At 65.1% G+C, this 23,354-nt stretch carries 21 protein-coding genes; 15 read left to right on the top strand and 6 right to left on the bottom strand.

What is annotated here, in order from left to right:
* Positions 1 to 28: 28 nt before the first annotated feature.
* The gene (locus tag QGV55_RS02645) at positions 29 to 1,228 is read left to right on the top strand and encodes a hypothetical protein (RefSeq protein WP_348637637.1); all 1,200 of its coding nucleotides are present in this window, start codon (positions 29 to 31) and stop codon (positions 1,226 to 1,228) included.
* 20 nt (positions 1,229 to 1,248) lie between these two features.
* Here the strand turns inward: QGV55_RS02645 and recJ are convergent, their stop codons facing one another.
* The 5 genes from recJ to QGV55_RS02670 all read right to left on the bottom strand — a co-directional run bounded on the left by recJ (position 1,249) and on the right by QGV55_RS02670 (position 8,342).
* Positions 1,249 to 3,039: a single-stranded-DNA-specific exonuclease RecJ gene (gene recJ / locus QGV55_RS02650; protein ID WP_281018418.1), complete on the bottom strand. Its 1,791-nt coding sequence runs from the start codon at positions 3,037 to 3,039 to the stop codon at positions 1,249 to 1,251.
* 126 nt (positions 3,040 to 3,165) lie between these two features.
* Complete coding sequence (glpX, locus tag QGV55_RS02655) at positions 3,166 to 4,128, bottom strand: class II fructose-bisphosphatase (RefSeq protein ID WP_281018417.1); 963 nt, start codon at positions 4,126 to 4,128, stop codon at positions 3,166 to 3,168.
* A gap of 53 nt (positions 4,129 to 4,181) precedes the next feature.
* Entirely contained in the window at positions 4,182 to 5,474 is a 1,293-nt protein-coding gene (locus QGV55_RS02660) for a homoserine dehydrogenase (protein ID WP_281018416.1), read from the bottom strand.
* Between the two features lie 56 nt (positions 5,475 to 5,530).
* On the bottom strand, positions 5,531 to 6,745 hold the full coding sequence (locus QGV55_RS02665; protein WP_281018415.1) for an LL-diaminopimelate aminotransferase: 1,215 nt from the start codon (positions 6,743 to 6,745) through the stop codon (positions 5,531 to 5,533).
* A 91-nt stretch (positions 6,746 to 6,836) separates the two neighbouring features.
* A complete protein-coding gene (locus QGV55_RS02670) occupies positions 6,837 to 8,342 on the bottom strand; it encodes an OmpA family protein (protein WP_281018414.1) in 1,506 nt (501 codons plus the stop codon).
* A gap of 265 nt (positions 8,343 to 8,607) precedes the next feature.
* On the opposite strand from QGV55_RS02670, the gene phaC reads away from it, so the two are divergent.
* The 7 genes from phaC to QGV55_RS02705 all read left to right on the top strand — a co-directional run bounded on the left by phaC (position 8,608) and on the right by QGV55_RS02705 (position 15,546).
* The gene (gene phaC / locus QGV55_RS02675; protein ID WP_281018413.1) at positions 8,608 to 10,413 is read left to right on the top strand and encodes a class I poly(R)-hydroxyalkanoic acid synthase; all 1,806 of its coding nucleotides are present in this window, start codon (positions 8,608 to 8,610) and stop codon (positions 10,411 to 10,413) included.
* A 190-nt stretch (positions 10,414 to 10,603) separates the two neighbouring features.
* Positions 10,604 to 11,065 (top strand): 30S ribosomal protein S6, encoded by a 462-nt coding sequence (gene rpsF, locus QGV55_RS02680; protein ID WP_281018412.1) that lies wholly within the window; start codon positions 10,604 to 10,606, stop codon positions 11,063 to 11,065.
* A complete protein-coding gene (gene rpsR, locus QGV55_RS02685; RefSeq protein WP_281018411.1) occupies positions 11,065 to 11,340 on the top strand; it encodes a 30S ribosomal protein S18 in 276 nt (91 codons plus the stop codon). Before rpsF ends, rpsR begins: the two co-directional genes overlap by 1 nt.
* A gap of 31 nt (positions 11,341 to 11,371) precedes the next feature.
* Complete coding sequence (rplI, locus tag QGV55_RS02690; RefSeq protein ID WP_281018410.1) at positions 11,372 to 12,010, top strand: 50S ribosomal protein L9; 639 nt, start codon at positions 11,372 to 11,374, stop codon at positions 12,008 to 12,010.
* A 95-nt stretch (positions 12,011 to 12,105) separates the two neighbouring features.
* Positions 12,106 to 12,951 (top strand): PhzF family phenazine biosynthesis protein, encoded by an 846-nt coding sequence (locus QGV55_RS02695; protein ID WP_281018409.1) that lies wholly within the window; start codon positions 12,106 to 12,108, stop codon positions 12,949 to 12,951.
* Between the two features lie 161 nt (positions 12,952 to 13,112).
* The gene (locus QGV55_RS02700) at positions 13,113 to 14,138 is read left to right on the top strand and encodes a helix-turn-helix domain-containing protein (protein ID WP_281018408.1); all 1,026 of its coding nucleotides are present in this window, start codon (positions 13,113 to 13,115) and stop codon (positions 14,136 to 14,138) included.
* Between the two features lie 145 nt (positions 14,139 to 14,283).
* Complete coding sequence (locus tag QGV55_RS02705) at positions 14,284 to 15,546, top strand: cyclopropane-fatty-acyl-phospholipid synthase family protein (RefSeq protein ID WP_281018407.1); 1,263 nt, start codon at positions 14,284 to 14,286, stop codon at positions 15,544 to 15,546.
* Between the two features lie 12 nt (positions 15,547 to 15,558).
* Here the strand turns inward: QGV55_RS02705 and QGV55_RS02710 are convergent, their stop codons facing one another.
* On the bottom strand, positions 15,559 to 16,986 hold the full coding sequence (locus QGV55_RS02710) for a sigma-54 dependent transcriptional regulator (protein ID WP_281018406.1): 1,428 nt from the start codon (positions 16,984 to 16,986) through the stop codon (positions 15,559 to 15,561).
* 180 nt (positions 16,987 to 17,166) lie between these two features.
* On the opposite strand from QGV55_RS02710, the gene QGV55_RS02715 reads away from it, so the two are divergent.
* From QGV55_RS02715 to QGV55_RS02745, 7 genes are read left to right on the top strand one after another with little or no spacing between them, the layout of a single operon-like run.
* Entirely contained in the window at positions 17,167 to 18,150 is a 984-nt protein-coding gene (locus tag QGV55_RS02715; protein WP_281018405.1) for an NAD-dependent epimerase/dehydratase family protein, read from the top strand.
* A 6-nt stretch (positions 18,151 to 18,156) separates the two neighbouring features.
* Positions 18,157 to 18,621, top strand: a complete 465-nt coding sequence (locus QGV55_RS02720) for a PaaI family thioesterase (RefSeq protein ID WP_281018404.1) — start codon at positions 18,157 to 18,159, stop codon at positions 18,619 to 18,621.
* Positions 18,622 to 18,625: 4 nt separating this feature from the next.
* Positions 18,626 to 19,075 carry a PaaI family thioesterase gene (locus QGV55_RS02725; protein ID WP_281018403.1) on the top strand — a complete coding sequence of 150 codons (450 nt, stop codon included), beginning with the start codon at positions 18,626 to 18,628 and terminating at the stop codon, positions 19,073 to 19,075.
* Positions 19,075 to 19,569 (top strand): PaaI family thioesterase, encoded by a 495-nt coding sequence (locus QGV55_RS02730; protein WP_281018402.1) that lies wholly within the window; start codon positions 19,075 to 19,077, stop codon positions 19,567 to 19,569. Before QGV55_RS02725 ends, QGV55_RS02730 begins: the two co-directional genes overlap by 1 nt.
* Before the next feature lie 33 nt (positions 19,570 to 19,602).
* Complete coding sequence (locus QGV55_RS02735; protein ID WP_281018401.1) at positions 19,603 to 21,381, top strand: M3 family oligoendopeptidase; 1,779 nt, start codon at positions 19,603 to 19,605, stop codon at positions 21,379 to 21,381.
* A 45-nt stretch (positions 21,382 to 21,426) separates the two neighbouring features.
* Positions 21,427 to 22,200, top strand: a complete 774-nt coding sequence (locus QGV55_RS02740) for an enoyl-CoA hydratase-related protein (RefSeq protein WP_281018400.1) — start codon at positions 21,427 to 21,429, stop codon at positions 22,198 to 22,200.
* Positions 22,197 to 23,285 carry an acyl-CoA dehydrogenase family protein gene (locus QGV55_RS02745; RefSeq protein ID WP_281018399.1) on the top strand — a complete coding sequence of 363 codons (1,089 nt, stop codon included), beginning with the start codon at positions 22,197 to 22,199 and terminating at the stop codon, positions 23,283 to 23,285. The genes QGV55_RS02740 and QGV55_RS02745 overlap by 4 nt, the downstream gene beginning before the upstream one ends.
* Positions 23,286 to 23,354: the final 69 nt, after the last annotated feature.

The raw sequence follows: 23,354 nt of genomic DNA on the forward strand, positions 1-23,354 counted from the left end.
GACCGTCTGATCGGCTATTCCCCGGTTCATGTTGCTCAGTTCCGCCATACTTCTGACCGTCGTCGCCACAGGATTGCTGCTGTGGTTGCCGCGGGTTCGCAGATCGGTGACCTGGCGGGCCATGACCACACCCCTGGCGTCGATCATCGGCAGCGGGTTCCTGGTGCTGGGACCGATCCTGGACGCGCAGTACGGCAGGTATGCCCCCCTCGTGATGGCGGCGCTGTGCATCGGTGCCTACCTCTACGGTGCCGCCATTCGATACAACATGGTGACGATCGACGCCGTGCATCGCGAGAGCCAGAGGCTGGTCAGGCAACTGGACACGCTTGCCTCATGGTCCCTCGGCTTCGCCTATATCGTCTCGGTCGCCTACTACCTGAACCTGTTCGGCGCGTTCGGTGTCAGCCTGACGGCGGCGAATGACCCGCTGAATGCGCGGCTGCTGACCACGGCGGTCTTTGCGGTCATCCTGTTCGTGGGCTGGACGCGCGGCTTCAGATCGCTGGAACGCATGGAATATGTCTCGGTCGGTGCAAAGCTGGCGATCATTGCCGGGCTGCTGCTGGGACTGGCTGTCTACTTCGGTGACCGGCTGTCCACCGGCAGCCTGATCTTCAACGCCGCGGAACTGTCAGGGTGGCCTGCGATCACGCTGGCCTTCGGGCTGATCGTGACGGTTCAGGGGTTCGAGACCTCCCGCTATCTCGGTGCCACCTACGACCGCGCGGTCCGTCTGCGGTCGATGAAATGGGCGCAATGGGTCTCGACCGCCATCTACATGACCTATGTCCTGCTGCTGGCCTATGTGTTCGAGCGCGGGGAACTGAAACTCAGCGAGACGGCCATCGTCGGCATGATGGTGGTCGTGGCCCCGATCCTCCCCGTTCTGCTGGTCGCGGCGGCGCTGGCTGCCCAGTTCAGCGCGGCGGTTGCGGATACCAGCGGGTCAGGGGGGCTTGTCGCGGAACTCTCCGACAACCGCGTCAGCCCGCGGATGGCCTATCTCGTTCTGGGGGTTGTCGGACTCCTGCTGACCTGGGCTGCCGACATCTTCGAGATCATCAGCTATGCGTCGCGCGCCTTCGCCATCTACTACGCGCTGCAGGCGCTGATCGCGGCACTGACGGCCTGGCGCAGAAGGGACATCTGGCGCTGTCTCGGATTTGGCGCGCTGGCTGTGCTCGGGGCACTGATCATTGTCTTCGGTCAGCCGGTGGAGGGGTAGTCCGACACGACCGGTGACGGTCAGTCGATGCTCGCCGCATCCTCGATGATGAACTGTGCCCGCGCCGCGCCCTGCCAGTGATCGACGCGCAGGTGTCCGGCCAGATGTATGCTGCCCCCCTTGCGGGCATTGCCCAGCAGGGCGGCGCCGAGCGGGCCGTCGGTGGCGCGGAAGGCGATCCCCGTGGCACGTCCGCCGGTCCGGCCGGAGAGAATGACGCGCACATGGTTCTCCCCCACCACGTCGGCCTTCACCAGCTTCGCATCGGTGACGGCGATGCGCGGTTCGGGGTTGCCCGCGCCGAAGGGACCGGCCCGCTGCATGGTCTCCGCCAGATCGATGCTGATGCCCTGCACCGCGACCGATCCGTCGATCTTCAGGCCTGATCCGGTGCGCGCCTGGGCGACCGGGGTTGCCAGACGCTCCTCCAGAAAGTCACTGAAGGCCTCCAGCCGGTCGCTGGCAATGGTGATCCCCGCCGCCATGGCGTGACCGCCGCCATTGATCAGCAGTCCAGCCTGTCGAGCCGCCGTGACAGCCGCCCCCAGGTCGACGCCCCGGATCGACCGGCCGGAACCCTTGCCCTGCGCCCCGTCCAGCGCGACCACCAGACTGGGGCGACCGGTGCGGTCCTTCAGGCGGCTCGCCACGATGCCGATGACACCGGGGTGCCAGCCCTCCGCCGCGACGAGGGTGACAGCGCGATTGTCCTGACCCTCGACGCGGGCCAGGGCTTCTTCCAGCACATTGGCCTCGATGCGCTTGCGTTCGTCATTCAGGCGGTCGAGTTCCATGGCGATGCCGAGCGCTTCCTCCCGGTCATCGGTGGTCAGCAGCCGGGCACCCAGATCGGCCTTGCCGACCCGCCCGCCCGCATTGACCCTTGGACCCAGCAGGAAACCGGCGTGATAGGTGCCGGGTGGACCATTGACGCGCGCCACGTCCGCCAGGGTCGTCAGGCCCAGGCTCTGCCGTTGGGCCATGACCTTCAGCCCCTGTGCCACCAGTGCCCGGTTCAGTCCGACCAGCGGCACCACATCGCAGACCGTGCCCAGCGCGACGATGTCCAGCAGGCCCATGAGGTCGGGTGCCTTCCGCTCGCTGAACCATCCGGCGGCGCGCAGGGTGCGGTTCACTGCGATGGCCAGCATGAAGGCCACGCCGACAGCCGCGAGATAGCCAAGGCCGCTGCCGCAGTCAGGCCGGTTGGGATTGACGATGGCCGCGGCCCTGGGCAGGCGGCTCTCTGCCAGGTGGTGGTCGATCACCGCCACGCTGATGCCTTCCCCGGCCGCCTGTTCCAGCACGTCGAAGGCGGCGATGCCGCAGTCAACGGTCAGCACCAGTGCCGCCCCCTCCGCATGCAGCTTGCGCAGTGCCGCGATATTGGGGCCGTAGCCTTCGGTCATCCGGTCGGGAATGTAATAGCGCACGGTCCCGCCCACCGCCTGCAGGAAGCGATAGAGCAGGGCGGAGGAGGTGGCACCGTCCACATCGTAGTCGCCGAAGATGGCGATGGGCCTGCCTTGCCGCACGCAGGCGGCCACCAGTTCGGCTGTCCGGTCCATGTCGGCGAAACAGGATGGATCGGGCAGCAGGTCCTTCAGGCGCGGTTCCAGATACCCCGGGGCTTCGTCCGGGGTGACGCCGCGGCTGACCAGCAGCCCCGCGACGATTTCGGGCAGACCCAGCTTCTGTGCCATGGCCTGCGCCAGACGCTCCTGTGCGGGGTCGATGGCGGCGATCCAGCGTCGCCCGGTGACGGACTGGCCGACACCCAGGAATGCGGGCTGCGGGTCAGCCGGATTCAAGGGTTCATCTCGTTGCCCGGGTACGGCGCCGATCCTCTCCCCCCGGCGAGCCATCCAGGATACTTGCCCGGGTGGCCGGTCGGAGGCGTGGGCCGGAACGGCACCATCATCAGGCAGACCTCACGCTCAGCCGACGATCCGGGTCCGGCCCTCGATACGGCGGATGGTGCCGGTGCGCGACCGCATCACGATGGAGTCGGTGATGATCTGGCCGTTGGCACGGCGGACACCGCGCAGCATGCCGCCGGTGGTGACGCCGGTCGCGGTGAAGATCACGTCACCCGCCGCCAGTTCCTCCAGGCCGTACTTGCGGTTCAGGTCGGTGATGCCGATCCGCTCCGCCCGGCCCTTCTCGTCATTGTTGCGGAACACCAGACGGCCCTGCATCTGGCCACCGACGCAGCGCAGCGCCGCGGCGGCCAGCACACCCTCAGGTGCGCCGCCCGTGCCGATGTACAGGTCGACGGAGGTATCGGGGTCGGTGGTTGCGATCACGCCGGCGACGTCGCCGTCGGGGATCAGCTGAATGCGGGCACCCGCCGCGCGGGAGTCGCGGATGATCTCGCCATGGCGGGGGCGATCAAGGATGCAGACAGTCAGATCGGAGATGGCGCAGCCCTTGGCCTCCGCGAGGCTGCCCAAGTTCTCGGCGACGGAGCGGTCAAGGTCCACGACCCCTTCCGGCAGTCCACCGCCGACCGCGATCTTGTCCATGTAGACGTCGGGGGAGTTCAGCAGCTTGCCCTTCTCCGACAGTGCCATGACGGCCAGCGCGCCGGGAGCGGCCTTCGCGGTGATGGTGGTCCCTTCCAGCGGGTCGAGGGCGATATCCACTTCGGGGCCGGTGCCGAGACCGACTTCCTCCCCGATGAAGAGCATCGGTGCCTCGTCACGTTCGCCCTCGCCGATCACCACGGTGCCCCGGATCGACAGACCGTTCAGCGCGGTGCGCATGGCGTCCACGGCAGCCTGGTCGGCAGCCTTCTCGTTGCCCATGCCAATCCAGTTGCATGCGGCCACGGCGCCGGCCTCGGTCACGCGGACCGCTTCCAGCGTCAGATTGCGGTCGAGTTTCGCCCTGTCAGCCATTTGCGTTCATCCCTTCAGGCATTGCGACATGCCATAGTTTCGATTCTGGACCTCTACAGGTCCTTGATGCGGATCATATGCGGATTCTGCAAGATGCAGTCCAGCCCTTCGATCTGTTTCAGGGCGGCCAGCACCCGCGACTCGGGCGCGTCATGGCAGATCAGCACGATGGGTGCCGTGCCGCCTTCCGGCTCCCCGCGCTGCAGCAGCGACTCGATGCTGATCGCATTGTCACGCAGCACGGCGGCGAGATCGGCGATCACGCCGGGGCGGTCTTCCACCTTCAGGCGGATGTAGAAACGGCCGTGGGCCTCGCTGGCGCGTCCTGCGGGTTCGGCGGACAGATCCTTCACCGGAATGCCGAACACCGGGCTGGTCCGGCCCGCGGCGATGTCCACCAGGTCACCCGCCACGGCGGATGCGGTGGCACCACCACCGGCACCGGGACCTTCGAGCAGCACCTGGCCGACGAAATCGCCTTCCACGATGACCGCATTGTTGACGCCATCGACCTTCGCGATCGGGTCGTCCATCGCCACCAGGAACGGATGCACCCGTTCGGTGATGCTGTCACCGTTGCGTTCGGCGATGCCCAGAAGCTTCAGGCTGAAACCGAATTCGTCGGCATAGGCGATGTCGACGGGGGAAATGTCGCTGATCCCCTCCACCGTCACGCGGGAGAAGTCGACGCGGTGACCGAAGGCAATGGCCGACAGCAGCGCCAGCTTGTGGGCAGCGTCGATGCCTTCCACGTCGAAGGTCGGATCCGCCTCCGCATAGCCGAGCGCCTGCGCCTCCCCCAGCACATCGGCGAAGTGGCGTCCGGTGCTGCGCATCTCCGTCAGGATGAAGTTGCAGGTGCCGTTCAGGATGCCATAGATGCGCTGCACGTCGTTCCCGGCCAGCCCTTCCTTCAGGGCCTTGATGATCGGAATGCCGCCTGCGACGGCAGCTTCGAAGCCCAGCGCCGCGTTGTTCAGGTCCGCCAGATCGGCCAGCTCATTGCCGTGTTCGGCCAGCAGGGCCTTGTTGGCGGTGACAACGGGGCGGCCATTGGCCAGGGCGCGACTGACGAGTTCGCGCGCTGCGCCATCGGCGCCGCCCATCAGTTCGACCACGACATCGACGCCGTCCATGGTCGCAAGTTCGCATGGGTCATCGACCCAGGTCATGGCGGACAGGTCAATGCCGCGATCACGGCTGCGGTCCCGCGCCGAAACAGCGGTGACGGTCAGCGTCCGGCCTGCGCGTGCGGCAATCGTCGTGCCGTGCTGGCTCAGCAACTGCAGCAATGACGCCCCGACGGTGCCAAGGCCCGCCACTCCGATCCGCAAGGTCGCGCTCACGATGGAAATCTCCCGCTCGTTCGGGTCACCCGCGACCGGGCGACCTGCCGGGCAGTCTATTCGGCTGCGTCGCGGGGGGCGTCAACCGTCTTTTCGTCGCGACCGAGAAAGCGCCGCAGATTCCGGGCGGCCTGACGCACGCGCTGTTCGTTCTCGACCAGCCCGATACGGACATGATCGTCGCCATATTCGCCGAAACCGATGCCCGGCGCGACGGCGATGTCGGCCTCCTGCAGCAGCAGCTTGGAGAACTCCATGCTGCCCAGGTGGCGGAAGGGCTCCGGGATCGGCGCCCAGGCGAACATGGTCGCGGCGGGGGAGGGGATGTCCCAGCCCGACTGCGCGAAGGTCTTGATCAGCACGTCGCGGCGCGACTGGTAGACGCTGCGAATCTCGTCGACGCAATCCTGCGGCCCGTTCAGCGCGGCGGCGGCAGCAACCTGGATCGGCGTGAATGCACCATAGTCCAGGTAGGACTTGATGCGGGTCAGGGCGGCAATCAGTTCCTGGTTGCCGGTGGCGAAACCGATGCGCCAGCCCGGCATCGAATAGGTCTTGCTGAGGGAGGTGAACTCCACGGCCCGCTCCCGCGCACCCGGCACCTGCAGGATCGACGGCGGCGGGTTGCCGTCGAAATAGATCTCCGAATAGGCCAGGTCGGACAGGATGTAGAGACCGCGCTTGCGGGCGAAATCGACCACTTCACGATAGAAGTCCAGATCAACCACCATGGCTGTCGGGTTCGACGGGAAGTTCAGGACCAGCAGGGTCGGCGCCGGAATGCAGTGCTTCATCGCCCGCTCCAGGCTGGTCATGAAGTCATGACCGGGCCCGACGGGGAAGTGGCGGATGACGGCACCGGCGATGATGAAGCCGTAGGGGTGGATCGGGTAGGACGGGTTGGGGGACAGGATCACATCGCCCGGTGTGGTGATCGCCATCGCCAGATGCGCCAGCCCTTCCTTCGAGCCCAGCGTGACGATGGTTTCCGTCTCCGGATCGACCGAGACCCCGAACCGGCGTTCGTAATAGGCGGAGACCGCCCGGCGCAGGCCGGGAATGCCCTTGGAGGCGGAATAGCGGTGGGTCTTCGGGTTGCGTGCCGTCTCCACCAGCTTCTCGACGATATGTTCCGGCGTGGGCTGATCGGGATTGCCCATGCCGAAATCAATGATGTCCCGGCCCTCGGCGCGGGCCTCCGCCTTCAGGCGATTGACCTCATTGAAGACGTAGGGGGGCAGGCGCTTGATCAGGTGAAAATCGACTTGCATGGCAGACTGTACCTCCGCCGTCCGTCATGACGGCCGAATGCGCCGGAATCCGGTTCGGGATGCGGCAGGAGTGGGGCAGGGAACGGCGACCCTATTCCAGGAAGATCTCGGCACGGCGGTTGCCGGACTCGCCGCTGGGCATGGCCTCGTTATAGACCGGCTCGTTGTCGCCCCTGGCCTCGACGATGATCCGCTCATAGGGCACGCCAAAGGCGGCCATGCGGTCGGCGACGGCATTCGCCCGGTCGGCGGAGATCCGCAGGTTGACCAGCAGATGCGCGCCCACCGCCTGCTCGCGCGTGCGGCTGGAGGCATGGCCGACCACCCGCACAGTGGCGTTCTGGCGCAGGGCGTTCGCGGCCAGCTGCCGGATGACCGCATCGTCACTGGCGCTCAGTCGGGCGGAATTGTTGGCAAACAGGATCGTCGCGGCGGCGCCGCTGCGACCGGCGAAGGAGCGGGCGGTCGCGGGCTGATAGACGCCGTCGCCCGAAATCACCACCGGGCCGCTCGATCCGGCACCGGAACCGCCATAGCCGCCCGTGATCACGGCTGTCGACCCGCTGCTGCGCGGGGCCAGCCCGACGGCCTGCTCATAGGTCTGGGGCGCATTGAGCGACTGCAGATAGGTCTGCTGCACCACCGGGGAAACACTGCTGGGGAACTGGCCGGGCGCGACGGCAGCGGAGCCGCCGGCACCCTGGCCCGTCACCGGGTCGATACCGGCGGCACGCAGCTGGTCGCGATAGGTACGGTCCAGCGTCGTCTGGGGCTGCGGCGCGGTCAGGGCCGGCGCCGTGGTCGCCAGTGCGGCCGTGCTGGATGTGCCGGGACGCACATCGCTGTGGCTTGCAATGGCCGTTGCGGGTTCGGAGGAGATGATCGTGTCGTTGCCCGGATCGCGCGACGCCGTATCCGTTACCGGGGTCTGCGGATCACCCGGGCTGATGCTGGACGAGGGCTGCACGCTGGTGCGCCGCGCCACGACCGAGCCGTCGCGGCTGAACGACGGCGGCTGCTGGCCGCGCGTCATCGCGGCGATCATCGGGGTCGGTGAATTCCTGATCTCGTCATCATCCGCCGTGCGGGATGACGCGCCCGCCGACGGTGCCGGGGCCACGGCCACGCGTGTGGCGCGGGTCTCCTGTGCGGTCACGGCGGGCATGACCGTGACCGGAGCGGCCGGTTGTGCCGCCTCGGCGCGCGGTGCGGCAACCTGTGGCGGGCGCACCTGCGTGGTGGCGGCCGGTGTCTCGATCCGGGTCACGGCAATCTCGGGGCGTGCCGCGGCAGCCGCGCGGATCTCGGCTGCCTCCGCCGCGCTGTCCTGTGTCACGGCGGCCACCTGGCGGACTTCGCTGTGGCGGACATTGGTGGTGTCTGCCGCGAGACCGGCGTCGGGCGCGGGCGGAATGGCGGTCGCGGCCCCTGCGCGGGTCACTGGCTGCGGCACCGGGCCATAGTCATTGCCGAAGGGGTCCGCCCAGTCGGGCAGCGAGCAGCCGCCGAAGAGCACCGGGGCCAGCAGCAATGCGGCGATCCGAACCCGGCGACCGACCCGGTCGCGCCCTGCGCGCATCGAGGAAATGTCCATCATGTTCGGCTCCGACATTGAATGCCTGTGTCATCTGGGAAAGGTGATTCGCCAATTTAGCGGCAGATGCAAGGCTTGTCTGCGACCGATCCGCAAGATCGGCTCCGGCGGCCTGTCGAATGGTGCGGTGCGGCATAATTGTGCAATGCAGCATTTTTGCCTCGACCGTCTCCTGACGCTACGTTACTTACAGGCGCAGAAACTTGGTAAACAGACATGGCTGCCATGGCAGTCTGGAATCCGACCATCGACCTGGAGGAGACGGAAGATGACCGACAAGACTCCCGACGACATGCCGACGCCGGATCCCGTGGAGCTCTCGCAGAACATGGCGCGGGTGGCGGCGCAGAGCCAGCGCCTGGTCCAGGAATTCCTGGAGAACCAGCAGGACACGTCCCCCGGACCCGTGGACCCGCTGAACATCTCCGAGGCCTTCATGGCCCTCACGACACAGATGATGCAGCATCCGGCTCAGGTAGCCCAGGCACAGATGGACCTCTGGCAGAGCTACGTCCAGCTCTGGCAGAGCACGGCGCAGCGGATGCTGGGCCAGACCGACGACATCGTCGAACCGCCTGCCGCCGTGAAGAAGAAGGACAAGCGGTTCAAGGGTGAGGAGTGGGACGAGAACGAGGTCTTCAGCTTCATCAAGGAATCCTACCTGCTGACGTCGTCCTGGATGACGGAGACCGTTCGCAAGGTCGAGGGCCTGGATGACAAGACCGCCAAGAAGGTCGATTTCTACACCCGCCAGTTCGTCGATGCGCTGTCGCCGTCCAACTTCCTGATGACCAACCCGGTCGTGCTGAAGGAAACGTTGGCCACCAACGGCGAGAACCTGGTGAACGGCCTGGAGAACATGCTGAAGGACCTGGAGCGCGGCAAGGGCAAGCTCGCCATCAGCATGACCGACATGGACGCCTTCGAAGTCGGCGGCAATGTCGCCACCACGCCGGGCAAGGTGGTGATGCAGACCGACCTGATGCAGCTGATCCAGTACGAGCCGGTGACGGAACAGGTCTACAAGCGCCCGCTGCTGATCTGCCCGCCCTGGATCAACAAGTTCTACATCCTGGATCTCCGCCCGGAGAATTCCTTCATCAAGTGGTGCACCGAGCAGGGGCTGACGGTCTTCGTGATCTCCTGGGTGAACCCGGACGAGAAGCTGTCGGACAAGACCTTCGAGGATTACATGAACGAAGGTCTGCTCGCCGCCCTCGATGGCGTGGAGCAGGCAACGGGGGAGCGCGAGGTCACGACCATCGGCTATTGCCTCGGTGGTTCGCTGATGGCGACGACCCTCGCCTACATGGGGGCCATCGGTGACGACCGGATCAAGGCGACGACCTTCTTCACGGCCCAGGTCGATTTCTCCGAACCCGGTGAGCTTGGTGTCTTCATCGACGACGAGCAGCTGACCCATCTGGAACAGATGATGGAACAGAAGGGCTATCTCGACGGGGCGGAGATGGCGAGTTCCTTCAACATGCTGCGGGCCAATGACCTGATCTGGTCGTTCGTGGTGAACAACTACCTGATGGGCAAGGATCCCTTCCCCTTCGATCTGCTGTTCTGGAACGCGGACGCCACACGCATGCCGCCGAAGATGCACAGCTTCTACCTGCGCGAGATGTACCAGCGGAACCACCTGATCGAGCCGGGTACGATCAAGATGAACGGTGTCGGCATCGACCTGTCGAACGTCAAGGTTCCGGTCTATCTGCAGGCAGGCAAGGATGATCACATCGCCCCCTACACCTCCGTCTTCAAGGCGACGAAGCACTTTTCCGGTCCGACCCGCTTCATGCTGGCCGGTTCCGGGCATATCGCCGGGGTGGTGAATCCGCCGGAGCCGGTGAAGTACCAGCACTGGACCAACGACAAGCGCAAGAAATACGACACGCCCGAAGCCTGGCTGGCCGATGCCACCGAGCATCCGGGGAGCTGGTGGCCGGACTGGATCAAGTGGATGCAGAAGCATTCGGGCAAGAAGGTGCCGGCCAGGGTGCCGGGCGACGGCAAGCTGACCGTGATCGAGGACGCGCCCGGCAGCTATGTGAAGGTCCGTTCCTGACCCTGATCCGTGATGGATCGACCGTGCGACCGCAGGGCGTGATTCTGTGCCCTTGCGGTCGCCTGTCTTTTGCGCAATAACCCGCGGCTCGGCGTCCTGCCCGGTCTGTCATTCAGGCATTCGGGGTATTCGAGCCAGCGGGCCTTTCGGGACCCCCGCTGGTGGGCGCTGATCAACCCGGAAGGAAGCAATGGCAACCTACGAAACTGTCATGATCGCGCGGCCGGATATTTCGGCCCAGCAGGTGGAGCAGCTCAACGAGCATTTCACCAACCTGATCAAGGAAAATGGCGGAGACGTGAAGAAGACCGAATACTGGGGTCTTCGCAGTCTCTCCTATCGCATCAAGAAGAGCCGCAAGGGCCACTATGTCCTGCACAACCTCGACGCTCCGGCGCCGGCGGTGCAGGAGATGGAGCGCCAGATGCGTCTGCATGACGATGTTCTGCGTTACATGACCGTGAAGGTCGAGGAACTGGAGGAAGGACCCTCCGTCCAGATGCAGAGCCGTGGTGGCGGACGTGATGGCCGCCGTGGCGGTGGTCGCCCGGGTGACCGGGATCGTGGCCCGCGCCGCGACGACGACCGGGGTCCGCGTCGTGAAGGTGGTGGCCGCGAAGGTGGCGAACGCCGTGAGAGGGAGGCGAGCTGATGCAGACCACGACCGAACACAAGGGTGTTGTCCGCTCTGCCGTGAAGGGCGCACGCCGTCCGTTCTTCCGCCGCCGCAAGACCTGCCCGTTCACGGGCGAGGGCGCGCCGAAGATTGATTACAAGGATGTGCGGCTCTTGCAGCGGTACCTGTCTGAGCGCGGCAAGATCGTGCCCAGCCGGATCACCGCCGTCTCGGCCAAGAAGCAGCGTGAGCTGGCCCGTGCGATCAAGCGCGCCCGCTTCCTCGCCCTGCTGCCTTACGTCCAGGACTGACGCAACCCTAGTTGAGGAAGGAGACAGACTGATGAAAGTCATTCTTCTCGAACGGGTCGAAAAACTTGGCCAGATGGGTGACGTTGTCACCGTCAAGAACGGCTTCGCCCGCAATTTTCTGCTGCCGCAGGGCAAGGCAGAACGTGCCACCTCTTCGGCGCTGGAGGCTTTCGAGTCCCGTCGCGCGCAGCTTGAGGCACAGAACCTGAAACTGAAGGCCGAGGCCGAAGACCTTGCCGGTCGCATGAACGAGGTTTCGGTCGTGCTGATCCGTCAGTCGTCCGACAGCGGTCAGCTCTACGGCTCGGTCAATACCCGTGACATCGCCACGGCGGTGACGGAGGCCGGCTTCACCATCGACCGCAAGCAGGTTGAACTCGGTCGTCCGATCAAGACGCTGGGTCTGCACGAGGTTCTGGTGCGGCTGCATCCTGAGGTGACGCTGACCGTCGAGGCCAATGTTGCCCGGTCCGAGGACGAGGCTGCCGCGCAGGCGCGTGGTGTCGACGTTCTGAATACCGAGGATGACGACGACGACGTGCTGGACATCGAAGAAGCCGAAGAGCTGTTCGAGGAAGGTGCCGCGACCGCCGAGGAACTGGTGGAAGCCATCACCGGCCAGAAGATGGAAGAGCTCGATCCGTCCGAATCGGATCAGCCGGAAGTCTGATACGCCTGTCGCACGATTGGTGATTTCGTTTCGGGGGTCGGAACCATATGGTTCCGACCCCCGTTTCGATTCATGGCTGGCGTCGGGAGGTGTCCATGCAACAGCGTCGCTTCATCCAGTGTGATGTGTTCACCGACCAGCCGACCAGGGGCAACGGACTTGCGGTCGTTGTCGAGGCGGAGGGCCTCGGCGACCAGCAGATGCAGGATTTCGCCGCCTGGACCAATCTGGCGGAGACGACCTTCCTGCTGCCCCCGTCAGGGCCGGAGGCCGACTATCGGGTGCGGATATTCACACCGACGCGGGAGATGCCCTTCGCCGGACATCCGACCCTGGGCAGTTGCGCGGCCTGGCTGCACGCGGGTGGCAGGCCCGCGCAGCCCGATCTGGTGCGTCAGGAATGTGCGGTCGGCATCGTCGAGATCGACCTTCGCGGCGACGTGCCTGCCTTCGTCGCCCCGCCGACGCGGATCATGCCCATGGATGACGCGCATCTGCAGTCCATTCTGGCGCGGCTGGAGATCCCCGCCGACAGGGTGCGCATGACAACGCAACTGGAGAATGGTCCCCTCTGGCAGGTTCTGGAACTGGCTTCTGCCGATGATGTGCGGGCGGTCGATGCGGTGCGGGTGCGATGGCCGGAGTACAAGGCCATCGGCCTGATCGGTGCCCATCCCGACGATGGCGACGCGGACTATGAAGTACGCATGCTCGCCCCTTCCAGCGGCATGAGCGAGGACCCGATCACCGGTTCCCTGAATGCTGCCATCGCCCGCTGGTTCCAAAGCCTGGGCCGCCTGGATCGCCCGTTGCTGATGGCTCAGGGCGGGTGCATCGGTCGTGTCGGCCGTGTCCACATCCGCCCCGACAAGACGGACCCTGACCGGATCCTGGTCGGTGGCCAGACCCTGCTGCTGATTGACGGGACGGTAACTCTCTGAGCCTGCGGTCCTGCCTTCCGGGGGCGGAAAAGGACACCTGGCAGGATGCATTTGTGCATCTGGTGCCAATTGCCCCTGTTCCACCAGGCCCGGTCTGGCCACTAGACTGTCGGGCGCGCAAGACCCGCGCGCTTTGCCACTTGGAGGGACAGGAGGTTGCGATGATCAATGCATTGGACTGCCAGCCGTCCCCCATGGGGGCCGCGACGGTCGTTGCCGATGTCAGTTGCATGCCGACGGCACAGCGTATCAGCGCCTGGACGGAATCGATCTACGAACACTATTACCCGCTCGACCTGACTCCGACAGGCGACGCCTTCCGGCATGGCGAACTCAGGATCATGGATCTGCCCGGAATCAGGCTCGGTGCACTGGACAGCGACGGCTACACGGTGCACCGGCGTCGGAACCATGTGGCTTCGAACGGGTCCGACTTCTATTTCATCCCGGTACCGCTGCACCATGCACTGGGTCTGCAGCAGGAAGGCCGGGATACGGTGCTGCATCCGGGCGAGGCCGCGGTGATCAACACCAGCAACGCCTATGCCTATCTGCAGCACACGCGTAACCGGGTCGCCACACTCCGCCTGGACGGGGCAGGCGTTCGGGCACGGGTGCCCTTCATCGATGACCTGGTTGCCGTTCCCTTTCGCCGCGACTCGGCCCTGACGGGCGTGATGGTCGACTTCATCCTGTCGGTGATGCGGTGCGCGGATGAGCTCGATTCCTGGTCCGCGCAGGCATTGTCCGACCAGATGCTGGACCTGATCGGACTGACGCTGACTGCGGATGCCAATGCGGGCGAAAGCGGCGAGTCATCTGTCCGACTGGCGCATATCCGCCGCATCATTCGCGAGATTGACACCAGGCTGGAACAGTTCGAGCTGGGCGTCGAAGTGATCGCGGAGTCGCTGGGACTGTCGCGGCGCTATGTGCAGCGGCTGGTGGCGGAACGGGGCGAGACGGTGTCCGGCCTGATCCGCGACCGGCGCATTGCCGCCGCCCGCCGCCGCCTGGCTGATCCGGCGCTGTCCGGCGTATCCGTTGCAAGTATCGGCCATGCGGTCGGCTTTGCGGATTCAACGCGTTTCAGCCGTGTGTTCCGTGAGCTCACGGACCGTTCCCCCGGCGAATACCGGCGCGAGATACAGGCCGGAATGCGGTCCTCTGCCGTCGGCGCTGACTGATCCGCCACGGGCGCTTCCGCCGTGCGACCGTATCCTCCCCGCGGACCTCACCGCCGGGCCGCGCGGTATCGGGATGCATCAGACAGTTGCGGCGGAGCCATTGCCTTGGCTATTTTTGACAGGTTAACGAGCCGAGAGGGCGATCATGAACGCGCTCGCACGAAAATATCTGGGACGTCTGGTTAAGGTCGGTGAGCTTACGGTCATCGACCATACCGGCATGGCGACGGTCTTTCGCGGGGAAACACCCGGGCGGAAGTCGACCATTCGCCTGCATGACCGGAAGCTGGCGTTCGAGATGGCGATCCGGCCGCGGCTCGCGGTCGGCGAGGCCTACATGGATGGTCGCCTGACCATAGAGGAAGGCACCCTCTACGATTTCCTCGATCTCGCGGTTTCCAACCTCGCCCTGCTGAACCACCAGGAAACCCGCATCGGTCGTGTGATGCGCCGCTCCGCGACCGTGCTTGACCGCTACAATCCGGTTGGCCGTGCGCAGCAGAACGTGGCGCATCACTATGATCTGTCCGATGAACTGTTCGATCTGTTCCTGGATGCCGACCGTCAGTATTCCTGTGCCTACTACCGCACGCCCGACGACACGCTGGAGGCCGCGCAGGACCAGAAGAAGCGCCACATCGCGGCCAAGCTGATGCTGCGACCGGGGCAGAAGGTGCTGGATATCGGCTGCGGCTGGGGTGGCATGGCGCTCTATCTCGCCACCGTGGAGGATGTCGAGGTCACGGGTGTCACCCTGTCGAAGGAACAGCATGCCGTTGCCACCCGCCGCGCGCGGGAGGCCGGGCTGGATCACCGGGTCACCTTCAAGCTGCAGGACTATCGCCACGAAGAAGGCCCCTACGACCGGATCGTCTCCGTCGGGATGTTCGAGCATGTGGGCAATCTGCACTACCGCGAGTTCTTCTCGAAGGTGCATGACCTGCTGACACCGGACGGCGTTGCGCTGCTGCACACCATCGGCTGTGCCGACCCGCCGGGACCGGTTGCCTCATGGATACGGAAGTACATCTTCCCCGGGGGCTATCTGCCGAGCCTCAGCGAGGTGCTGCCGCATCTGGAGCAGCTCGGCCTCTGGCTCAGTGACTTCGAGAGCCTGCGGACGCACTACGCCGAGACCCTGAAGGACTGGAACGAGAGGTTCCAGACCCACCGCGAGCACGTGCGCGACAATCTGTATGACGAGCGGTTCTGCCGGATGTGGGAGTTCTATCTGCAATCCTGCGAGGCGAATTTCCGCAAGTCCTGGCTGACGGTCTTCCAGTTGCAGATGACCCGGTCGATCGACGCGGTGCCCTATACCCGCGACTACATGTTCGATTGGGAACGCCAGTCACCGCCCGCAACACCGATCGCGCCGCCGAAGCGGGAGATTCCCGAAGTTCACTGAGCCTGGCGGCGCTCAGTCAGCGGCGTCCTGTTCCTCCAGCTCCCCGATCTTGCGATAGAGGGTGGAGCGACCGATCTTCAGGCGACGCGCGATCTCCGACATCTGCCCGTCGTAGTGTTTCAGGGCATGACGGATCACATCGCCCTCGATCTCTTCCAGGGGCCGGACGTGACCCTCATCGTCGTGCAGGTTCAGGATCGGCTTGCCGTTTGAAACACCGTCACCGGTCTCCATCGGTGCCTGGCCGCCCGGCATCGGCTGCTTGCCGGTGATCTGCGGGAAGTCCTGCGGCGTCAGCATGGTGTCTTCGGCCAGCACCACGGCACGGAACACCGCGTTCTCCAACTGGCGGACATTGCCGGGCCAGTCGTGGTCGCACAGGTGCGCCATCGCCTCCGCCGTCACGCCCTGGATGTTCTTGTTCTCGCTGGCGGCGAAGGTGCGGGTGAAGTGGTTGATCAGGTCCGGCACATCCTCCGGCCGTTCCCGCAGCGGCGGCAGGGTGATCGGAAAGACGTTCAGGCGGTAATAGAGGTCCTCGCGAAACGTGCCCTCGCTGACCATCTGCGAAAGCGTGCGGTTGGTGGCCGAGATCAGTCGGATATCGACCTTCACCGGGCGGCTGGCCCCGACCGGATCGATCTCCCCCTGTTGCAGCGCGCGCAGCAGCTTCACCTGCATGTCCAGCTTCAGTTCGCCGATCTCGTCCAGGAACAGGGTGCCGGTCGATGCCTCCTGGAACTTGCCGATGGACTTGGCCGAGGCGCCGGTGAAGGACCCCTTCTCGTGCCCGAACAGGATGCTCTCGACCAGATTTTCCGGAATGGCGCCGCAGTTGACGGTGACGAAGGGACGGCCTGCGCGATCGCTGGTGCCCTGGATGGCGCGGGCGACCATTTCCTTGCCGACGCCCGATTCGCCCTCGATCAGGATCGGAATGTTCGACGATGCGCCCCGCTGTGCCAGGTGAATGGCGGCCTGCATGGCGGCGCTGTTGCCGATCAGGTCGTCGAAGGTCATTTCACCCGACATGCGCCGGTGCAGGCGCGAGATCTCGCCGGTCAGGGTGCTGAGTTTCAGTGAATTCTCCAGCGTGACCCGGATCCGTTCCGGCGCCGCTGGCTTGACCATGAAGTCGGAGGCCCCGGCCCGCATGGCCTTGACCACGGTATCGACACCACCATGCGCGGTCAGCACGACGATGGGCAGTTCAGGCCGCAGCGGGCGAACCTGTTCCAGCACCTCCAGCCCGTCGACCTCCGGCATCACCAGATCCAGCAGCACCACATCGACACTGGCCCGCTGCTCGCCGGTCAGAAGTGCGATGGCCGCAGCGCCCCCGGCGGCCTTTTCCACCCGGAAGCCGGCCTTGGTCACGACACTTTCCAGCAATCTCAATTGTGTGGGGTCGTCATCGACAACAAGAACGGTTCGCGCCATTTGGGGAGTCCGGCCTCCGCTACACATTCCCGGGCGGCATTCATCACTACCGCTTTCATGTTTCAATATGGGACATCAACTGCGTTTGGGCAAGGCATTCCTGCTCAGAAGACAGGTGAAATGCGGCGGCAGCGAAACTATGGTGCAGCGCATTAGAGGTATTGTGGTGGTGAGCGGAAGATGACCATTCTGGTGACGGGCGCGGCGGGTTTCATCGGGTTCCATGTGGCCAGCAGGTTGCTGGCGCGGGGCGACAGGGTCATCGGGCTCGACAATCTGAACGATTACTACGATGTCAGCCTGAAACGGGACCGGCTGGCCATGCTGCAGGCGCAGTCGGGCTTCGATTTCATCCAGACCGACATTGCGGACTTCGAGGGACTGAAGGGCGCGCTGGCTGGTGTCGGTCCGCTGCGGGGCATCGTGCATCTGGCGGCGCAGGCCGGTGTCCGCTATTCGCTGACCAATCCGCACGCCTATCTGCAGGCCAACCTGGCCGGGCATCTGAACATGCTGGAGATCGCGCGCCATTGCGACGGTCTGGAGCACATGGTCTATGCCAGTTCGTCATCGGTCTATGGCGGCAACAAGGGGCTACCCTTCTCGGTCGACGACAGGGTCGATCATCCCGTCTCGCTCTATGCCGCGACGAAGAAGGCGGATGAACTGATGAGCCACTGCTACGCGCATCTCTACCGCACGCCGCAGACGGGACTCAGGTTCTTCACCGTCTATGGACCGTGGGGGCGTCCGGACATGGCCATGTGGCTGTTCACGAAGGCAATCCTGGCCGGGAAGCCGATCCGCGTTTTCAACAATGGTGCGATGCAGCGCGACTTCACATATATCGATGACATCGTCACCGGTGTTGTCGCGTCCCTGGACAATCCACCTGCTGACGGTGGCGAGGGCAAGCCGCCCTATCGCGTCTACAATATCGGCAATCACAAGGCCGAACCGCTGATGCGGATGATCGGCCTGATCGAGGATGCGCTGGGGCGCAAGGCAGAGAAGATCATGGAGCCGATGCAGCCGGGCGACGTGCCCGCGACCTATGCGGATATCGAGGCGATCCGGCGCGACCTGGGCTTTGAGCCATCGACCCCGATCGATGTGGGCATTCCTGCCTTCATCGAATGGTACAAGACCTATCACGGAGTCTGAAACTGAATGGATGTTGATCCGAAAACGCTGACCTGGGCCGAGAAGCTGGCGATGATGCTGGAAACCGGGCAGGGGCAGGCGAAGGCGCTCGGTCTGGCGCTGGAGAGTGCCACGCGCGAACGCACCGTCCTGCGCCTGCCGTGGCAGGAGAAACTGGTGGGCAATCCGGCGACGCGGGTGCTGCATGGCGGCGTGATCACGACGCTGATCGATTCCGCCTGCGGCTATTCCCTGATGAGCTACTTCGAGAGCCTTCCCGATATCGCGACGCTGGATCTGCGCATCGACTATCTGCAACCGGCGGAGCCGGACCGGGACGTGTTCGCAGGCGCGGAAGTCTACAAGGTGACATCGTCCATCGCGTTCCTGCGGGCCACCGCCTTCCAGACCGAAGGCGACCCGATCGCCAATGCGGTCGCCACATTCATGCTGGGTGCGAACGCGCCCAAGTACAACGCGAGACAGGGTTGAGTTGATGACAACGACAATAGTGGACGCGGTGAAGGCTGCGCGGGAAAGCGGCGATTACCAGTCCGTTCTGGAAAGCATTCCCTACATGAAGTTCCTCGGCCTGGTGGTCGAGCCGGATGCCGCAGGCCCGATCTGCCGGATGCCGGGCAGCGACCACATCATCGGGAATCCCGTCCTGCCCGCCATCCATGGCGGTGTTGTCGGTGCGCTGCTGGAATCCACCGCGATCATGCACATCATGTGGTCGCACGAGAGCCTGCACGTGCCGAAGATCATCAATCTGACGGTCGAGTATCTGCGCTCCGCCCGTGTCGTGGACACCTATGCACAGGCGGTCATCACCAAGCAGGGCCGTCGCATCGCCAACATGCGGGTCGAGGCCTGGCAGGCAGACCGGACCAAGCCGGTTGCCGCCGCGCATGCGCATTTCCTGCTGCCGCGGGAAGAGGAATGATGGCGGACAGCAATCAGACCGTTCCGCCGGAGTGGTCCCGGTTCCCGGCGGTGACCTTGGCGGGGATGAACGAGCTGGAGGACAGGATTCCCCAGATCAGGGCCCTGGGTATCGAGGTCGTGTCCATTGACGGGCCGGTTGCCGTCTCCCGGCTGCCCTATCAGGAGAAGCTGGTGGGCGATCCAGAGACCGGGGTGATGCATGGCGGCGTCATCACGACACAGATCGACAACCTGTGCGCCGTGGCCCTGCATTCGCGCATCGGCCACTACGTGCCCTGCGTGACCATCGATCTGCGCGTGGAGTACCTGAAACCCGCGGCGCCGGGTCTGGCCGTGCATGTCCGCGCCGAGTGTCGCAAGGTGACCCGGCAGGTGGCCTTCATTGCCGCGACCGCCTGGAACGAGGACGAGAACGACCCGATCGCCTTCGCTTCCTGTACCTACATGCTGCTGCCGGAGCGCGAGTCCACCATCTCCGGTTCCGGCGACTGAGCCCGTTTTTTCCGACCTGCGGGAGTACCTGCGATGAATGACATGAGCACGCCCATGGACCTGCCGGTCTGGGACCTCGACGATCTCTACAAGGGCACATCGGATCCGGCCATCGCGGCGGATCTGGCCTGGCTGGAAGCGGAGTCCGCACGGTTTCGCGAGACCTGGGCCGGGCGCATCGCCACCCTGTCCGGTGACGAACTCGCCGACGCCATCGAGATGCAGGAGGCGATGTCGGACCGTACCGGCCGGCTGATGGCCTTCGCCTACCTGAACTATGCCACCGACATGTCGGACGGGGAGCGGACGCGGTTCTTCCAGGGCATTCAGGAGCGGATCAACGGGCTGACGGCGCAGACGCTGTTCTTCTCCATCGAGGTCAATCTGATCGACGATGCCGCACTGGAAGGGCTGTTCACGGTCTCGCAGCGGCTGGCGCATTACCGGCCCTGGCTGCGCGACCTGCGGACCATGCGCGACCACATGCTGTCGGATGAGCTGGAGCGTATGCTGCACGAACGCTCCATCACCGCCCGCAATGCCTGGACACGGCTGTTCGACGACACCATTGCCCGGATGCGTTTCACCATCGACGGCAAGGAGATGCCGTCGCAGGACGCCCTGAACCTGCTGAGCGACCGCGACCGCGCGAAGCGCAAGAAGGCGGCGGAAGAGCTCTCGCGCGTCTTCGGCCAGCACATCGACACCTTCGCGCTGATCATGAACACCCTGATCCGCGACAAGCAGATCGAGGATGACTGGCGTCGGATCGAGAAGCCGGAGAACGGTCGCCACATGGTCAACCAGGTGGAGCCGGAGGTCGTGCAGGCCCTGCGCGATGCCGTCTTCGACAGCTTTCCGCGCCTTTCGCACCGCTATTACAGGCTGAAGGCCAAATGGATGGGCCTGGAGCGGATGGAGCACTGGGACCGCAATGCCGCGCTGCCGGACAGCGACGACACCGCGATTGCCTGGGGCGATGGCGTGAAGACCGTGCTGGATGCCTATGCCGGCTTCTCCGGCGACATGGCGGCAATCGGCCAGCGGTTCTTCGATAATGCCTGGATCGACGCGGGGCCACGGCCCGGCAAGTCACCCGGTGCCTTCGCCCACCCCGTGGTGCCCAGCGCGCATCCCTATCTGTTGCTGAACTACCAGGGCAAGGTGCGCGACGTGATGACCCTGGCGCACGAACTCGGCCACGGCGTGCATCAGGTGCTGGCGGGGGGGCAGGGCACACTGATGTGCGACACGCCGCTGACCCTGGCGGAGACGGCCAGCGTCTTCGGCGAGATGCTGACGTTCCGCAAGCTGCTGGACAGCGCGAAGGATCCGAACCAGCGCCGCCTGATGCTGGCCTCCAAGACCGAGGACATGATCAACACGGTGGTGCGCCAGACGGCGTTCTACGAATTCGAACTGCGCCTGCATCGCCAGCGCCGGGAGGGCGAGATCTCGGCGGAACAGATCGGTCAGACCTGGCTGGATGTGCAGCGGGAAAGCCTGGGTCCGGTCTTCGACCTGCGGGACGACTACGCGACCTACTGGTGCTACATCGGCCACTTCATGCATGTGCCGTTCTATGTCTACGCCTATGCCTTCGGCGACTGTCTGGTGAATGCGCTCTACGCCGAGTACCAGCGCGCGCCCGAAGGGTTCCCGGAGAAATACATGCAGATGCTGTCCGCCGGGGGCACCCTGCGCCACAAGGACCTGCTGGCTCCCTTCGGGCTGGATGCCAGTGATCCGGCCTTCTGGGGTCGTGGCCTGTCGGTGATCGAGGGCTTCATCGACGAGCTGGAACAGATGTAGGATCAGGGGCGGGTCGTGCGACCGGCCAATATCGGGGAGGATGTCATGGGTGAATTTGTCGAGACGGAAATTGATGGTCATGTCCTGACCGTCACCATCAACAGGCCGGAACGGATGAATGCCGTCCATCCCCCCGCGAATGCGGAGCTTGGGGCGGTATTCGACATGTTCGAGGCCAATGACGACCTCTGGGTCGCCATCATCACCGGGGCCGGGGACCGTGCCTTCTGCGCGGGCAACGACCTGGTCTATCAGGCGGAGGGGAACCCGAAATGGTATCCGCCGATGGGCTTCGGTGGCCTGACCGCCCGCTATGAGCGGACCAAGCCTGTGATCGCGGCCGTGAACGGGGTTGCCATGGGCGGCGGCTTCGAGATCGCGCTGGCCTGTGACCTGGTGATCGCGTCGGAAAATGCACGCTTTGCACTGCCGGAGCCGAAGGTCGGGCTGGCGGCGCTGGCTGGCGGGCTGCACCGCCTGCCGCGTCAGATCGGCCTGAAGCAGGCGATGGGCATGATCCTGACCGGTCGCCATGTCCCGGCGGCGGAGGGCAAGGAGCTTGGCTTCGTCAACGAGGTCGTGGCGCAGGGGGAGGCCCTGGAGGCCGCCCGCCGCTGGGCCGCGATGATCCTCGAATGCTCCCCGGTCTCCATCCGCACATCGCTGGACGTCGTCCGGCGCGGGCTGGAGGAGGCGGACGTCTGGGATGCCAATCTGGTGGAATATGATTCGGTTGCCGTGCTGCGGTCGTCGGAAGACATGATCGAGGGGCCGAAGGCCTTCGCCGAGAAGCGCAAGCCGAACTGGAAGGGCCGGTGAGCGGGGCGGAAGCCCTCTCCCGCTTTGCCAGGGAACATGTCGCACCGGTCGCGGACCGTCTGATCCGCGAACCGGACTTTCCACACGACATCTGGAAGGCCCTGGGTGCCGCCGGGCACCTGGGCTACGGGCTGGACGCCTGGGGCGGCACGAAGGCGGACCAGGGGCAGCTGTTCGACCTGGCTGAGTCGCTGGCTGACGGGGTGGAGGTGATCGGTTTCGCCACGTCCTGGATGACGCACCACATGGTCGCGAACGGTGTCATCGCCCCCTTTGCCACGGAAGCGCAGGCGGCGGCCATTCTGCCACGGGTGGCGCGGGGCGAACTCTCCTGCTGCATCGCGATCTCCGAACCCGGTGCCGGGGCGCATCCGAAGCACCTGAAGTCCCGCGCGGAAAAGACGGCCGACGGATGGCGTCTGACCGGGGAGAAGGCATGGCTGACCAATGGCCCCATCGCGGGCCTGTTCGTCGTGGTTGCCATTGTCGCGGAAGACGCGGGGCGGAAGCGCTTCGGCGCCTTTCTGGTGCCTGAGGATGCCCCGGGACTGACGCGGACAGACAGCATCAGGATCGACTTCGCCCGCCCGTCCGGTCACTGCGGTATCCGCATGGACGGCGTGGAACTGCCGGACGATGCCTTTCTGGGCGGTGCCGGTGATGCGGTGGAGACGGTTCTGAAACGGTTCCGCCGGATCGAGGATGCGATCGGGCTGGCGACATCCTCCGGCGGCATGGCGGTCGAGATCCGCAGGCTTTCGGCGATTCTCTCCGCTGATCAGGCGGCGGAGTTGGGGGGGCTGGCGGCGGATCGGGCGCTGTTCCGGACAGCGGCGCGCGCGCTGCTGATCGAGTCGCAGGGCGATCCGGCAAGTCCGGCCCATGAGGCCCAGTTGCTGTCGTTGCGGGCCTTCGCGCGGGCCTTTCAGGGTCGGGTACGAGACCTGATCGCGGCGGCCATGCAGGATGACGGGTTCCTCAAGCTGTTGAGCCGGGATATGACGGAGCTAGGACGTGTGGCCGAACGGGTCGATCAGGCGAAGCTTGCCCGGTCGGGCACCGTACTGTTGCGCGCTGCCGACTGATTGGTGCGCCGGACCGGGGGAGTGGTCCGGTGCCGAAACGAATGAATGGAATCTTCTGATGCAGGGGAG

This window comes from Minwuia sp. IMCC3009, assembly GCF_029909415.1.
GTDB lineage: Bacteria > Pseudomonadota > Alphaproteobacteria > Minwuiales > Minwuiaceae > Minwuia.

Excerpts from the sequence above, each read along its gene's own strand:
- QGV55_RS02735 (WP_281018401.1), top strand. The coding sequence starts at position 19,603 with ATGAATGACATGAGCACGCCCATGGACCTGCCGGTCTGGGACCTCGAC.
- QGV55_RS02645 (WP_348637637.1), top strand. The coding sequence starts at position 29 with ATGTTGCTCAGTTCCGCCATACTTCTGACCGTCGTCGCCACAGGATTG.
- QGV55_RS02720 (WP_281018404.1), top strand. The coding sequence starts at position 18,157 with ATGGATGTTGATCCGAAAACGCTGACCTGGGCCGAGAAGCTGGCGATG.
- rpsF (WP_281018412.1), top strand. The coding sequence starts at position 10,604 with ATGGCAACCTACGAAACTGTCATGATCGCGCGGCCGGATATTTCGGCC.
- glpX (WP_281018417.1), bottom strand. The coding sequence starts at position 4,128 with ATGGCTGACAGGGCGAAACTCGACCGCAATCTGACGCTGGAAGCGGTC.
- QGV55_RS02670 (WP_281018414.1), bottom strand. The coding sequence starts at position 8,342 with ATGATGGACATTTCCTCGATGCGCGCAGGGCGCGACCGGGTCGGTCGC.
- QGV55_RS02725 (WP_281018403.1), top strand. The coding sequence starts at position 18,626 with ATGACAACGACAATAGTGGACGCGGTGAAGGCTGCGCGGGAAAGCGGC.
- QGV55_RS02730 (WP_281018402.1), top strand. The coding sequence starts at position 19,075 with ATGGCGGACAGCAATCAGACCGTTCCGCCGGAGTGGTCCCGGTTCCCG.
- QGV55_RS02710 (WP_281018406.1), bottom strand. The coding sequence starts at position 16,986 with ATGGCGCGAACCGTTCTTGTTGTCGATGACGACCCCACACAATTGAGA.
- rpsR (WP_281018411.1), top strand. The coding sequence starts at position 11,065 with ATGCAGACCACGACCGAACACAAGGGTGTTGTCCGCTCTGCCGTGAAG.
- QGV55_RS02740 (WP_281018400.1), top strand. The coding sequence starts at position 21,427 with ATGGGTGAATTTGTCGAGACGGAAATTGATGGTCATGTCCTGACCGTC.
- QGV55_RS02715 (WP_281018405.1), top strand. The coding sequence starts at position 17,167 with ATGACCATTCTGGTGACGGGCGCGGCGGGTTTCATCGGGTTCCATGTG.
- QGV55_RS02705 (WP_281018407.1), top strand. The coding sequence starts at position 14,284 with ATGAACGCGCTCGCACGAAAATATCTGGGACGTCTGGTTAAGGTCGGT.
- QGV55_RS02695 (WP_281018409.1), top strand. The coding sequence starts at position 12,106 with ATGCAACAGCGTCGCTTCATCCAGTGTGATGTGTTCACCGACCAGCCG.
- phaC (WP_281018413.1), top strand. The coding sequence starts at position 8,608 with ATGACCGACAAGACTCCCGACGACATGCCGACGCCGGATCCCGTGGAG.
- QGV55_RS02665 (WP_281018415.1), bottom strand. The coding sequence starts at position 6,745 with ATGCAAGTCGATTTTCACCTGATCAAGCGCCTGCCCCCCTACGTCTTC.
- QGV55_RS02700 (WP_281018408.1), top strand. The coding sequence starts at position 13,113 with ATGATCAATGCATTGGACTGCCAGCCGTCCCCCATGGGGGCCGCGACG.
- rplI (WP_281018410.1), top strand. The coding sequence starts at position 11,372 with ATGAAAGTCATTCTTCTCGAACGGGTCGAAAAACTTGGCCAGATGGGT.